The organism is Aurantivibrio infirmus (assembly GCF_054767315.1).
Genome location: NZ_BAAFSK010000007.1, coordinates 249,200 through 263,378, shown reverse-complemented (window position 1 = coordinate 263,378; position 14,179 = coordinate 249,200). Strand labels below are relative to the sequence as shown.

Annotated in this window: 10 protein-coding genes; 4 read left to right on the top strand and 6 right to left on the bottom strand. The window is 44.6% G+C overall.

Annotation, left to right across the window (positions count from 1 at the left end; genetic code table 11):
• Positions 1-30 precede the first annotated feature (30 nt).
• The 3 genes from ACYUCY_RS16475 to ACYUCY_RS16465 all read right to left on the bottom strand — a co-directional run bounded on the left by ACYUCY_RS16475 (position 31) and on the right by ACYUCY_RS16465 (position 3,025).
• Positions 31-762, bottom strand: a complete 732-nt coding sequence (locus ACYUCY_RS16475; RefSeq protein WP_460227617.1) for an RDD family protein — start codon at positions 760-762, stop codon at positions 31-33.
• 50 nt (positions 763-812) lie between these two features.
• On the bottom strand, positions 813-1,250 hold the full coding sequence (gene ssb, locus ACYUCY_RS16470) for a single-stranded DNA-binding protein (RefSeq protein ID WP_460227637.1): 438 nt from the start codon (positions 1,248-1,250) through the stop codon (positions 813-815).
• A gap of 377 nt (positions 1,251-1,627) precedes the next feature.
• Entirely contained in the window at positions 1,628-3,025 is a 1,398-nt protein-coding gene (locus tag ACYUCY_RS16465; protein ID WP_460227616.1) for an MFS transporter, read from the bottom strand.
• Positions 3,026-3,338: 313 nt separating this feature from the next.
• Here ACYUCY_RS16465 and ACYUCY_RS16460 point away from each other — a divergent pair, with 313 nt between their 5' ends.
• Positions 3,339-4,010, top strand: a complete 672-nt coding sequence (locus ACYUCY_RS16460) for a LuxR C-terminal-related transcriptional regulator (RefSeq protein ID WP_460227615.1) — start codon at positions 3,339-3,341, stop codon at positions 4,008-4,010.
• A 49-nt stretch (positions 4,011-4,059) separates the two neighbouring features.
• Here ACYUCY_RS16460 and ACYUCY_RS16455 read toward each other — a convergent pair whose 3' ends face one another.
• The 3 genes from ACYUCY_RS16455 to ACYUCY_RS16445 all read right to left on the bottom strand — a co-directional run bounded on the left by ACYUCY_RS16455 (position 4,060) and on the right by ACYUCY_RS16445 (position 7,837).
• A complete protein-coding gene (locus ACYUCY_RS16455; RefSeq protein ID WP_460227614.1) occupies positions 4,060-6,018 on the bottom strand; it encodes a hypothetical protein in 1,959 nt (652 codons plus the stop codon).
• A 246-nt stretch (positions 6,019-6,264) separates the two neighbouring features.
• Positions 6,265-6,921, bottom strand: a complete 657-nt coding sequence (locus ACYUCY_RS16450) for an alpha/beta fold hydrolase (RefSeq protein ID WP_460227613.1) — start codon at positions 6,919-6,921, stop codon at positions 6,265-6,267.
• The gene (locus ACYUCY_RS16445; RefSeq protein ID WP_460227612.1) at positions 6,914-7,837 is read right to left on the bottom strand and encodes an alpha/beta fold hydrolase; all 924 of its coding nucleotides are present in this window, start codon (positions 7,835-7,837) and stop codon (positions 6,914-6,916) included. The genes ACYUCY_RS16450 and ACYUCY_RS16445 overlap by 8 nt, the downstream gene beginning before the upstream one ends.
• Positions 7,838-8,130: 293 nt before the next feature.
• Here ACYUCY_RS16445 and uvrA point away from each other — a divergent pair, with 293 nt between their 5' ends.
• The 3 genes from uvrA (at position 8,131) to ACYUCY_RS16430 (ending at position 14,151) form a co-directional block, all read left to right on the top strand.
• A complete protein-coding gene (gene uvrA / locus ACYUCY_RS16440) occupies positions 8,131-11,013 on the top strand; it encodes an excinuclease ABC subunit UvrA (RefSeq protein WP_460227611.1) in 2,883 nt (960 codons plus the stop codon).
• A 566-nt stretch (positions 11,014-11,579) separates the two neighbouring features.
• On the top strand, positions 11,580-12,521 hold the full coding sequence (locus tag ACYUCY_RS16435) for a lysophospholipid acyltransferase family protein (protein ID WP_460227610.1): 942 nt from the start codon (positions 11,580-11,582) through the stop codon (positions 12,519-12,521).
• Between the two features lie 127 nt (positions 12,522-12,648).
• A complete protein-coding gene (locus tag ACYUCY_RS16430; RefSeq protein ID WP_460227609.1) occupies positions 12,649-14,151 on the top strand; it encodes a helicase HerA-like domain-containing protein in 1,503 nt (500 codons plus the stop codon).
• The last annotated feature ends 28 nt before the right edge of the window (positions 14,152-14,179 follow it).

The window sequence follows — 14,179 nt, the reverse complement described above, 5'->3', positions numbered from 1 at the left end:
GTTCCATGCCTTTCGCTACATGTTTTTTCGTCATCGGTCGCCCAGCAACCAGCGGCCAATACCCCGTAAATAATCGACGCGATGTTTATCATCCACCGGCAAAATGGGTTCCAAAATTGACGCTAATTCATGTTGCCGCGCTTCACTCAAATCACGGAAGCGTTGAGTAAATCCAACAATTGCAATTTGATCTTGGCGGTCCAAAGAAATAGTTGGTGGGCGAGGTCTACTATTTGGCAGGCTATTGGGAAACTTGCTTGATGTTGCTCTGGTTAAATTATTTTTCTGTTTGTAAATGACAATCGTACCCGCGGCGATATCACCGATGCGCCTAAAATTTGTCGTAGTAGCCATGGCGACAAGGCCAAAAGTATAGAAAAGGGGCATAAAATCCGCGGTACGTAGTACATTGCGAATCATTGATGTCCCCCAAGAAATTGGCGTCAGATCATCGTTGACAACGGCGATACCCATCTGCATTTTGCCAATCGTTTGGCCATTGAAATACACCTCGAAAATAACCGGATAAAACCACCACAAAATAAAAAATGTGATCATGGTAAATCCCTGACCGGCGGTAGATCCAAAAATTAAGACAAAAAGTAGGTAGGCGACAAATAAAAGAATGCCGCGAATTAGCCAATCAAGCATACAGGCCAAAGCGCGACTGATAATTCCTGCTGGCTCGGCATTAAGATCAATACTTTCGGGGGTCTCGACAAGAACTTCGGTCGAGATAAGAGAATCCTTCGCGGCGGTCACAGACTAGACTTCCTCATGAAATCTGTTCGGTGGCAAAACCTAAGACGGCCTTAAAACGGAATATCATCATCAAAACTATCCATTCCCTGATCTTGCGGCTGCGGCGCTTGTCCTGATGATTGCTGTCCTTGAGGTGGCGGTTGATTTGAAGAACGCTGATCATTCCGAGGTGGCGCATTGTTGTAATTTGAACTGGCCATCTGGCCACCGGAATCACCACGGCTATCTAGCATTTGCATTTCGCTGCCGACAATTTCAGTTGAATATTTGTCTTGGCCATCTTTGTCTTGCCATTTACGCGTTCGCAAAGAACCTTCGACGTAAACCTTACTACCTTTATGTAAATACTCGCCGGCAATTTCCGCAAGACGATTAAAAAACACCACGCGGTGCCATTCTGTTCGCTCTTGGTTTTCGCCGGTTTGCTTATCTTTCCAAGATTCAGATGTCGCTAAACTCAAGTTAGTTACGGCACCACCACTTGGCATATAACGGGTTTCAGGTTCTTGTCCTAAATTGCCAATTAAAATTACTTTGTTCACGCCCCGGGCCATCGTTCTCTCCTAATCGTTGTTCAAGTTAGCGCTTTGCTAAATAGTGATTCTATTCGCAGGTTGCCGACTGAAAAATGTGTAATCTGAATGTGTTGTATTCTTTGCGAAAGCTCATTTAAGTTATTGTTTAGCCTTGCCTTTATTGAGTTAAGCATCCTCAGCCACCAGGTCTAGTGCCCACTTCCGCCCTTTCACGCCAGACTGGCCAGCTTACACCACCCTAGCAAATCCGACCAGAGAGCAAGTTCTTATTCTTCTTGATGATCGAGAAAAAATACCTCGGCGCCGCTAAGACCCCGAATACAACTGCGCTATGGCTTAGCTTCGCTCAAGCCCATCTCACTGATAAAGCGGTGCTCAAAAATTTGTCTATCTACTTTCAGTCGAGCGGCTTGCCGCTCTTCGATATAGGCGACTTCTGCCACACCCGGAATTTGTTGAAGCTTTGACAGCCACTGACGCTGATCGGCCAGCTCGGCGAGCGTCACCATGACGCTCGACAACTGTTTGGGTTTTGCCATAAACATTGCGACCCAAAACCAACAAGCAGCCAAACCGGCACAAAGCACAAAGACAGCCTTTTCACCGCCATAGGTCAACACTAGGCTGCCAAGTGCGCCACCTAAAAAAGCACCGAGAAATTGGCTAGTTGAATAAACCCCATTGGCAGTACCGCGATGACGTGAAGACGATATCTTACTCACCAGCGAAGGCAATGTGGCTTCAAGTAGATTAAAGGCCAGAAAAAACAAAAATAAACCCGCTAACAAAAAAGCGGGGATAACGAAAAACTGCGCCAATAAAAGCTGCACGCAAGCAAACAATCCGACCGCGCCAACAAAAACCGGCTTAATTTTTCCCTTACGCTCGGCAAGAATAATAAACGGCAACATAACAATAAAAGACGCTACCAAGATTGCCGTATAGACATAAGGGTGCTGTTCGCGCGGAATGCCCGCGCTGTTTTCCAACAATCTAGGAACGATGAGAAAGCTAGCCATCAGAATAAAATGCAGAATAAAAATTCCAAAATCGAGCCGCAGTAATTCTCGATTTTTGAGAGCAAGGTAAATCTCAGCCGTAATATTCTTGCTAGTAAGCGGGGAGTTTGGCAACGTCATATCTGTGTTTACATGCAGTTTCGGGACTTCTGGCACCACCCATACCAGAACCACAGTACCAATTAGAGCGAATGCTGCGGTCACCCAAAATATGGCGGAAACACCGCCGAAATTCGCAACTATCGGCCCCAATATAAACGCAAGTGCAAAAGACACGCCGATGGACGCACCAATACTGGCCATTGCTTTGGTCCGGTTCTCATCGGCAGTAAGGTCTGCAACCATCGCCATAATGGCACTGGCAATTGCCCCAGTTCCCTGTAAAAAGCGCCCCAAAATTAAACCGTAAATGGTGTCGGACATAGCAGCGATAACACTGCCTAGGGCAAACAGTAATAGCCCAAATAGAATAACGGGCTTACGGCCCCAGCGATCGGACCACATCCCAAAAGGAATTTGTAAGATAGCCTGACTACAACCGTAGGCGCCCAGCGCCAAGCCAATGAGAAAATGACTGCTGTAGCGATAATCTTCGCTATAGAGAGAGAGCACGGGCAACACCATAAACAGCCCGAGCATTCGGAATATATAAAGAGTAGCCAGCGAGAGTACGGCACGTCGTTCGTTGGGGTAGTGGTGATTATTCACACAAACAGAGCTCAAACTTGGATAAAAAGACAACTTATTGCAGCACCCACCGTATTCCATTATTTCGTATTATCGGTAAGGTCGAACGGCAGCCCAGCATTTTACCCCAGAAAGCAAGGGAAAGTAGCTCAAGATTTGAAGAATTCAATGCACTTGAGACAAATAAACACCCTTCAGTCACCCAGCCAGTTGCAGTAGGTTCGTTACCGTTCTATTCTTGCCAATTGAAGTTGTTCCGCTGACTCTGGAATTGAATCTGAGTTGGCTCCGTATTTTCCGGAATGGATTCGCTTTCAGCAAAGGACTGACTTGAATGGCAGTAGAAATTTTGAACACAAATTCCAATTCTTCATCTATCGCAATCTTTTCTAGTGACACGGGTAAAGAACCCCGCGCGCTCGCTGATCAGCTTTCGCAAAACCTTACTCAGTTATGTGAAGTTTTACCGCTCCAAGAAGCTATCGACATTGAATCTCGACCTGTAATTTTAATCGATTGCAGTTGCTACACCCCCAACCACATTCAGGATTGGCTTAACCAAAAAAATTCCGGTGTTGTACCGCCCGTTGCCTTGTACAACACTGAAGAGTCAAGTTTGCATGAGTCACTACTTGAATGGCCATGTCTAAAAGGATTTTTCTTTCGAGATACCAATACTCAGCAAATTATTGATGGCTTACGGCTGATCCTTGAAGGAGATTTCTGGGTTCCTCGTCGTTTGTTACACGCCTATTTGGAACGCAACCGCCGCGCACCTCGGCACAACATCAAAGCGCCAGAATTGTTGACACGTCGAGAACGAGAGATATTAAGCTTGTTGGAAAATGGTGCGACTAACGCGGCGATGGCCACCGCTATGAAAGTGAGTGAACATACCATCAAAACTCATCTATATAATATTTACAAAAAGATTGATGTTGCGAATCGTATTGAAGCGATTAATTGGTCACGACAAAACATTTCTAGCCAAGGCATGAGTAACTAAAAACTTAGCTGTTTTTTAACATTAGAAATATTACGAATCGACATTATTATTAAGCTTGATCGGCACCCTGATCACCACCTCGATCAAGCTTCTCAATAAAATCAACGAAAGCAGTATCCACTGCGATTTCCGTTTCGAATAACACCTGCATCCGTTCTTTCACCTCATCTATCATCACATCAAAAAATTTGCTTTGATTTTCAGTTAAATTCATTGTGTGCAAGCTGGTATATAACTCTGACAAAAAATCATCGACGGTTCGCCTTATTTCGGCTGATTGATGCTTACTCTGCACCGCTCGAGTCGACAAATTTTTCTTCACCCGCTGAATCAAACGTTGCATTGTTGCTTTTTGATTCTTCAGTAATAAGCCTTCATCAATAGCCGCCACCATTGAGTCTGCCACCACTAGAACATATTCCAGATGGGTACGTAATTGCTCTATCTCAGGCCTACTTTTGATACCTGTTCTTAAATAGACTCCAACCCTACGATGTCCGGCCAATAAGCCCTGGTTATTATCGATTAAATCAAATTCCGTGGCTTTCGAGGTGACGCTCTGCCTCAGCACATTAGTCACAGCTGATTTTACATTAGCTGCTAACTTGTCGGAGCTAGAAACCTCTATCTCACCTTGCTTCGCATTGATTTTCACGATGATTTGTTCACCAAAATCTTCAAGCGCCTCCAAGACGTGCGTGGCAACAACATGAACTTTTGAATCCATATCCGTTTTTGATGTCGTTATTATTGCCGCTGCTAGCTGTGATCTTATTTTCGAGTCTTCATCTAAACGCTGACTGGCGACTTCTAGTTCGGTGCGGATCGTATCTAATTCTTGCGAAATTTCGTCAGTATTTTTAATCTCCTTCGCTCCTTCCGCGGCCTGCTCTGAGTCGGAAGACATGGAGTCAATGCGTTCTTGCAAGTAGGAAATTTCATTTTCCAATATACCCACGCAACCTTCCGTTTCTGCTAGAAGTTTTTCTAACTTGGAAAGCTGTGCTTCTTTTTCCGCCTGATCTTCCTGACTCAATCCACCAATTGCTAACTCTTTACGCAAAGCGATCAGCTCACCTTCGAGAGAGAAGATCATCTGCCGTTGTTCGGACGTACTACTGCGTAAACGTTGAACTTCATTTTTTAAATTATGATAGTTCTGTATCGCTTCAATTTCGAAAGGATCTTTTTCATCATCAAGCACTTCGTCATGAGTGTTTTTAGAAATCAAAGTATAGGATTTTTTATCTCCCGTTTTCTTTTCGCTTATACTTTCGCTCTCGGATTGCATCCTCATTTTTTCGAGGCGGTCGACTTCTTTTTGGGATTTATCTAGCTCGCGACGGAGTTTTTCAAGGTTGTTTTCTAGCCTTTCGGAAGTTGACTGGGACTCAAGAAGTGCATTCTCCAAAGAATTCAAAGTTTCCAGCGCTTGGTTTTTTTTATCGATCTGCATCTGGTTTAAATTTGATTCAAGCTCATATTTTTTAATCTGAGAGCGCAATATTTCAATCGTGTCGCGTTGCTCAGTGTTTTTCTTATTAAGGCTCTTTAACTCATGAGAGGCCTTCTCTGTCGACCCTGACGCATCACTCAAGCATTTAGCTTTACGATTAAATTGCTCTTGCTTAGTCTCAGCCGTTTTTAAACTGGCAACTCCAGGGTCTGCACTGACACTTGCTGATTCGCCGGGCTTTTTCAGCATGTTTAAACGTAAAGATTCATATTTTTCTTTTAGTTTTGTATGTTCTACTTCAATTTTTTCTAGCGCAGTATTCTTGGTTTGCAGTTGCTGAATTTTCTTCATCAACAACTCACGGATTTGCTGACTCGTTTGATTTTTATCATCGGTTGCGCCATGACTAGAATCCGTTTTATTAATCTCTTGAGCAATTTTCTTTAGATGTAAACGGTGTTTGTTGGCGGCGAATTTTAGACATAGAGCCAGGATAACCACAAAGAAAAGTGATTGACCTATAAGAATGAAGAATGTTTGATTAAATTCCATCGTTCAGTCCGGATTTCCCAAAGCTGATTTCACTAGGGGCGATCATCCATGTAGCGAGGCGCAGGGTTAATCAATCGCATGCAATAGGTAATGAAAAAGGCTTCGCTTATCTAAGCGTAGACTATAAACATGGTTTTATTGGGGGGATTAATGGTCCGTGAAGACGATTATTAAAAAATGAAACAGAAAAGATGAATTTGGCGGCAATTAGAATACGTGTGGGAAGCTATAGTTTTGTAGCAATCGCTACGGAGCTGCTGCTCTAGAATAGTGCTTAAGCGCTTCGTCTAAACTTGTCACTTCTACCCCTGACTCTTCAACAATTTCTGACAACCAGGGAACACGCTCGCATGAACACACAGAGATTGGCCGCTCTAGCCCGGAATACTCCATCGCTAATTTAACAAACTCGATACAGTAATCGGCCGGTCTTACGTCAGTCGTTAACTCCAATATCGCAAAGGGATCTGGGCTAGCGCTTAGGTTTGGATCAGGATAACCAATGTAGGGTGAACTTGATCCCGCACCCCCACCCGCTAGGCCTGTACCGTCTAAAACAATAACGCCTTTTACTAATTCGGGGCGACTACCTGCGGTTAGCGTCGCAACATAGGCACCGAGACCACGTCCTACTAACGTCGCCCCTTCGAGTTCTGCAAGGGCAATGTCTACATCCGCGATGAGCAGTTCGGCAGTGTAGCCACCACCACGAGGTACGGTAGATTGGCCGTGACCAGTAAAATCCAAGGCATAAATTCCACCCGGCCAGTCTTTGTATTGGCTCGGTACCTGCGCAGGAGATTGCTCGCCCAAACCATGTAACAACAATAATCGCGGATGTGGCCCCTCTTGCAAAGTGTGGAGTGCTAGCTGAATTCGACCATGAGTGAGCTGCTTAATCATTGCGTAAAAACTCCAGAACTAGCTCGGCGGTTTCGGTGGGCTTTTCGATATGGAGAAAATGACCAACATCTTTAAGCACTTCTACCCGCGTTGTATTAGGCAAATACTTGCGCAGCGCTTCAGGGTCAACCCCCCAGCCCATGGGTTCACTTTCGGTGCCAAACAAAGCCAACAAGGGAATGGGGAACCCTGGTAAGCGATCGGTGACCCAGCGTGAGCGCCAAGGCCCGAAGCCGCCGAAACGTAGGGAGGGATCAATCCTCCATCGCCATCCGTCCGCAGATTCGTAAGCGCCTTTATAAACAATGTATTCCAGCCATTGGGCTGAAAGGCGAGGATTCATTGGCGCTCGTCGTTCAGCCAATTGTTTCGGCGTGCCGGGTCGCCTTTCCATATCGTGGCAACGGCGACGCTCATCCAACCATTTGATGGCTTTCTCACGTAATTTGATCGTACGTTCTCGATTCGCGACATCAGGAGGAGATTGGCGAAACGGTAAACCATCAATTGACGCAAAACGACTAAAGCGAAAGGGCATCGCCTGGATAATATGGGCAAGCATCGACCCCCCTTTTGAATGGCCAACCACCGGAAAAGGCTCGGTACTGATGCTATTTGCAACAGCCAACAAATCACGTTCATCGGCTTGCCAGCAATAAAGTTCGGCGTGCTCGGAATTACCATGGCCGCGATGATCCCAACTCACCACGCGATATCCGGCCGCTGCTAGCAAGGGGGCAAAGACGTCAAAGGTTCGCGCAAAATCAAAGCCGCCATGAGCGAGCAAAAGTGGTGGTGCTTCTGCCTCTCCCCACTCATAAACCGCTAGGCGAATACCATGAGAGTCGACGGTTCGTTGGCGATCCGGTGCTTTTGCGCCGGGGAAAGAAGGTTCATCAGTCGCATTTTTGATCAAAGTCGCAAGCTCTCTAAATTGATGCAAAGGAAGGGAATTTGAGTCATTGGGTAAATGTTAAAAAGGAGCGAAAGCATAAACAGTCTTTTCAATGAACTCCACCACTATTCCTGACCGAGCAATACTTAAGCTATTTGCGCACTCTTCTATTAACAATGGTGAATTCAACTGATCTAGGTATTTGCATTTTCTGGGTTTTTATCAGCTTCCAACAACATTCGAGGTATGCCTGAACCTTGCCGGCAATTATAATGCCCGGTTCATTTCCTTTATGAAATAGTGGTACAAAACGAGTGGATACAATTTCGGTACGGGGTGCTCGCACCCACAATCTCAAAAATATAGATCTCGATATTCCCCGCGACAAGCTCGTGGTTATAACGGGTTTATCTGGTTCAGGTAAATCTTCACTCGCCTTCGATACCTTGTACGCCGAAGGACAACGTCGCTATGTTGAGTCACTTTCAACCTATGCTCGCCAGTTCCTGTCGATGATGGAGAAGCCCGATGTCGACCACGTAGAAGGCCTTAGCCCAGCCATCTCGATTGAACAGAAATCAACATCACACAACCCTCGCTCAACGGTTGGCACGATAACCGAAATTTACGACTATCTTCGTTTGCTTTTCGCCCGCGTTGGCGAACCGCGCTGCCCTACCCACAATGAACCGCTACAAGCGCAAACGATTAGCGAAATGGTCGACCATATTCTCGACCTAAAGGCCGACACCAAACTAATGTTGCTGGCACCGATCGTTCGTGAGCGCAAAGGGGAACATTTACATGTCTTTGATCAATTACGTCGCGATGGTTTTATACGCGCAAGAATTGATGGCATCGTGGTTGATCTCGATGACACCCCAAAGCTCGACAAAAAGAAGAAGCACTCCATCGATGTGGTGATTGACCGCTTTAAAGTCCGCGATGATCTTAAATTGCGTTTAGCGGAATCCTTAGAAACTGCGCTGCAACTTTCCGACGGCATTGTTAGCATTAGTTTTATGGATGGCGAAGATGAAGATCGTTTGTTTTCTGCGAAACATGCTTGTCCACAATGCGAATATAGCCTGAGCGAACTTGAGCCAAGATTATTTTCTTTCAACAATCCCGCTGGTGCCTGTCCAAGTTGTGATGGTCTAGGCGTAAAGCAATACTTTGATGAAAGCCGCGTTTTACAAAACCCCGATGGATCATTAGCAGAAGGCGCCATTCGTGGTTGGGATCGACGCAATATTTATTATTTTCACATGCTGTCTTCTCTCGCTGATCACTATGGCTTTGATATCAACACACCCTGGAAAAAGCTTCGCAAAAAAGATCAGTCAGTAATTCTCCATGGCTCTGGCAGCACGGAAATTGATTTCAGTTACGTTAATGATCGCGGTGATGTTTATAGCCGAACCCACGTTTTCGAAGGTGTTATTCCCAACATGGAACGACGCTATCGCGACACTGACTCCCAAACTGTTCGCGAAGAGCTGGCAAAATTTTTGTCATCGCAAAATTGTCCGGAATGTCATGGAGACCGTTTGCGCCTAGCAGCGAGAAACGTTTTTATAGACGAAAAAACCTTACCCAACATCACGTCTCTTCCGGTTGGCGATGCCTTTGATTATTTTTCGCAATTAAAATTTGCTGGCGCGCGGGGAGAAATCGCAGATAAAATTTTAAAAGAACTGCGCGAAAGACTGCAATTTTTGGTCGACGTCGGTTTAAATTATTTAACCTTGAGTCGTAGTGCAGAAACGCTCTCCGGCGGTGAAGCGCAACGCATTCGGCTTGCCAGTCAAATCGGCGCTGGACTAGTGGGCGTTATGTATATTCTTGATGAACCTTCGATTGGTTTGCATCAACGGGACAATGATCGCTTGCTGAAAACTTTGACTCACTTACGCGATCTCGGCAATACCGTGATCGTTGTTGAGCATGATGAAGAAGCCATTCGCAGTGCTGACTACGTTATTGATATAGGCCCAGGTGCGGGTGTTCACGGTGGTGAAGTCGTTGCTCAAGGCGACATGAACGCGCTAATGAAATCTAAAAACTCCATTACCGGACAATATTTATCGGGCAAAAAACAAATTGCGGTTCCCAAAAAGCGGACTGAAGTTAATCCAAAAAAACAATTGGTGATTGAGGGTGCCACGGGCAACAATTTGCACGATGTTACCTGTTGGATTCCCGTCGGCTTGATGACTTGCGTTACCGGCGTAAGTGGCTCAGGTAAATCAACGCTAATCAACAACACCTTACACCCTCTTGCTGCCACGGCATTAAATAAAGCGACAACACTTAAAGCAGCTCCATATAAAAGCATTCAAGGCTTGGATCATTTCGACAAATGTGTCGATATTGATCAAAGTCCTATCGGAAGAACTCCGCGCTCTAACCCCGCAACTTATACTGGAATTTTCACGCCTATTCGTGAACTTTTCTCAGGAACACAAGAAGCCCGCTCACGCGGTTATAAACCGGGGCGATTTAGTTTTAATGTCAAAGGTGGTCGTTGTGAAGCCTGTCAAGGTGATGGCGTTGTTAAAGTCGAAATGCATTTTCTTCCCGATGTTTATGTGCCCTGCGATATTTGCAAAGGCAAACGTTATAACCGCGAAACCTTAGAAGTTAAATATAAAGGTAAAAGTATCCATGAAGTATTGGATATGACCATCGAAGACGCCAACGAATTTTTTAATGCAATACCGGCGGTATCGAAAAAATTACAAACGTTAATGGATGTCGGCTTAAGCTATATACGCCTCGGTCAAGCGGCAACGACCTTATCCGGTGGTGAAGCGCAACGAGTAAAACTATCACGAGAGTTATCAAAACGAGACACCGGCAACACCTTATACATTCTTGATGAGCCAACAACAGGTTTACATTTTCACGATATTCAGCAATTACTCCTTGTCCTACATCGCTTAAGAGATCACGGTAACACCGTTATTGTGATCGAACATAATTTAGATGTTGTAAAGACAGCTGATTGGGTTATCGATTTAGGGCCTGAAGGGGGTAGTGGCGGCGGTAAAATTATCGCCACAGGGACACCTGAAGATATTGCAAAACTAAAGCACTCCCATACCGGAAATTTTTTAAAGCCGCTGTTAGAACAAAACTCTAAAACGAGTAAAGCGACTAAAAAGAAAAGGGTTAAGCAAAAAGCTAGCGTTTAATTCAGCGCTATTGCTAAAAAATATTACTTTAAACTATCATTCGTGAATTTGAGGTGGACTAAGGGCACTCAAGTAAATTCAAGAAAACCAATAAAACCAACCTGCAAACATGGGTTTTCGTACCTAAAACCCACCATGACCAGAACAGTGAGTTGATTGTTGATTTTTTGGGATTTCAATGATTAACGAAACAACCGTGGCGCTTCAAGCAAGCAGAAGGGTTGTCGGAATACACTGTTTTCGCCTACCTTCTGCCATGCTATGCTTGCGTTTCTTACCTTGCTCTCGATGGGATAAACGGCAAGGTAAGTACGAAAAATCAGAAAATTAGGACTGTTAAGAAAAATTGATTTTCGATACTGGCGACCCCAGCAAGGGATACTAAACTAATAACAATAAAATTCATTCAACGGCATTATCAGACTGTTCATTGGTAAGTGCATTTAAGCTTAAACGGTTATCATTCTTATTCGCCATTGAATCAACACCACTCAGCCAATAACCACCACACTTATTTAATGTGCCTGCGGACATGTGATGTAAGTGAATCGCTATGAACCCTATCTATGACTGAAGTTTCGAACGCACTGCCAGAAAAAAAAGCCAGCACACCCTCCTTGACCCAAAAGATCACTTTTGCCATCTTCCGTATTTTTCTCACTTTAAGTGCCTGCCTTCCACTTTCCACATCTCGCTGGATCGGGCGTAAAATTGGCTGGCTTTATTACAAGCTGGCAAAAAAACGCGTTCACATTGCACGAGTCAATATTGATATTTGTTTCCCGGAATTGACTGCAAATGAAAAAGAATCACGAGTAAAAAATAGCATCGAAGAAGCGGGTTCTTGGTTTATGGAAGCTGGCGCTATTTGGATGTGGTCCGATGAAAAAATTCTGAAAAACGTTCAGTTTAAAAACATTGAAGTATTTAATGAAGCCGTCGCCTTAAACAAGGGCGTGATTCTCGCTATTCCCCACCTTGGTAATTGGGAAATTATGGGGCCCGCCGTTAGCTTGAATAATGAGTTCGCATGCTTTTATAAGCACGATGAAAAGAACCACCTATTTAGTGAGTTTTTAATCAAGCAACGATCACGGAACGGAACGGTCATGGCTTCGGCAGACCCTTCTGGTGTGCGCTGTCTTTACAAACATTTAAAAGCAGGAAAAGTCATTGGTCTTTTACCCGACCATAATCCCAGTGCCGAGATGGGCGTGTTTGCTCCATTTTTCGAAAAACCAGCATTGACCGGCACTCTGATCTCATCATTAGCGAAAAAAAATAACGCCACGGTGCTCTCTGCTGCAGCCATTCGAACGGAAGCAGGATTCGAAATATATTTTGCGAAGATCCCCAATCAACACAGTGAAGACAAATTGCTCGCAGCAACAAGTGTGAACAAGGCCATAGAAGATTGTATTCGACTAGCTCCAGAGCAATTCCAATGGGTATACCCTCGTTTCAATAAGCGACAAGACCCGAGCACACAAGCCTCCCCATATCGTTAACATTTCGCAGCTGAAACACTCGTCACTCAAAGTCTAGACTTGCGTTTTACGCATCGATCTATAATCTGTCGATTTAGCTTTTTACTATCAAAAAAATCCTTCTAACAACAGCACAACTGGGTATCGTATGTTATTGATCGGAGCCAACCCTCAACAGGAACACGTTCTTTTAAATCCAAAAATGGCCAATCGTCACGGCTTGATCGCGGGCGCTACTGGAACAGGAAAAACAATTACGCTGCAGATATTGGCCGAGAGCTTTTCCAAAATGGGTGTGCCCGTTTTTACGGCGGACATTAAGGGTGACTTGTCAGGTCTCGCCGCCGCCGCCAATCCCCATCCCAAGATTGATGAGCGAATAGAAAAAATTGGTATCGACGGATATTCCGCTCACGCAAACCCCGTTGTGTTTTGGGATATCTTAGGAACAAAAGGTCACCCTGTGCGCACCACCATTACGGAAATGGGGCCTATATTATTAGCCAACCTACTAGAATTAAACGACACTCAAGAAGGTATATTGCACATCGCTTTTGACATAGCTGATGAACAAGGCTTGTTACTAATTGACATTAAAGATTTACGATCAATGTTGAATTGGCTCAGCGACAACCGTAAAGAAATTATGCGTGAATATGGCAATGTTTCTTCGCAAAGCGTTGCCGCGATTATTCGAAAGTTATTAGTATTAGAAAACTCCGGTGGCGACATGTTTTTTGGCGAACCTGCGCTAAACATTCGTGACATGATGCGGACAGATTACAACGGGAAAGGCATCATCAATATACTTCATAGTAAAGAATTGATGATGAACCCACGAATTTATGCAACGTTTTTATTATGGATGCTCTCCGAATTATTCGAAGAATTGGATGAAGTTGGCGATCCAGAAAAACCTCGATTGGTGTTTTTCTTTGACGAAGCCCACCTGTTATTTGATAAAGCTCCGCAAGCCCTACTAGAGCGTATTGAGCAAGTGGTTCGTTTAATCCGCTCAAAAGGCATTGGTGTTTTTTTCATTAGCCAACACCCTACTGACATACCCGAGGATGTATTAGGCCAGTTAGGAAATAGAATTCAACATGCGCTACGCGCTTTCACGCCCAAGGATTTGAAGGCTGTCAAGATCGCGGCAGATACCTTTCGCCAAAATCCAGACATTGATTCGGCGCAACTGATTACCCAACTCGGTGTTGGAGAAGCCCTAGTATCTGTTCTCGACGAAAAAGGTCGCCCTTCGATCGTTCAGCAAACCTTAATCTGTCCTCCGGAATCACGTATCGGTCCACTGAACGAAAATGAACGAAACAAAATCCGGCAAGAATCTCCTTTGCAAGGCCAATACGATAAAGCGGTCGATAGGGAGTCTGCATATGAAATACTAAAAGAAAAAGAAGAACAGCTTATAGCTAGGCAAGAAAATGAAATGGCCGAAGCTAAAAAATTGCGCGAGAAGGCAGAGAGAGAAAAAGCCGCTGCGAAGAAACAAAAAACAAGCCGAAGAAAACCCAGATCGAATCGTCAATCCAATAGTGAAGTTTTTATAAAAACATTAATAAGAACAGTGAGTTCAGGTGTTGGCAGAAAAATCGTTCGAGGTTTATTAGGTTCGATACTCGGGGGACGTTGACTTATCTGAAAATAATCAAATTTCTGAA

Excerpts from the sequence above, each read along its gene's own strand:
- ssb (WP_460227637.1), bottom strand. The coding sequence starts at position 1,250 with ATGCCAAGTGGTGGTGCCGTAACTAACTTGAGTTTAGCGACATCTGAA.
- ACYUCY_RS16460 (WP_460227615.1), top strand. The coding sequence starts at position 3,339 with ATGGCAGTAGAAATTTTGAACACAAATTCCAATTCTTCATCTATCGCA.
- ACYUCY_RS16455 (WP_460227614.1), bottom strand. The coding sequence starts at position 6,018 with ATGGAATTTAATCAAACATTCTTCATTCTTATAGGTCAATCACTTTTC.
- ACYUCY_RS16450 (WP_460227613.1), bottom strand. The coding sequence starts at position 6,921 with ATGATTAAGCAGCTCACTCATGGTCGAATTCAGCTAGCACTCCACACT.
- ACYUCY_RS16435 (WP_460227610.1), top strand. The coding sequence starts at position 11,580 with ATGACTGAAGTTTCGAACGCACTGCCAGAAAAAAAAGCCAGCACACCC.
- ACYUCY_RS16430 (WP_460227609.1), top strand. The coding sequence starts at position 12,649 with ATGTTATTGATCGGAGCCAACCCTCAACAGGAACACGTTCTTTTAAAT.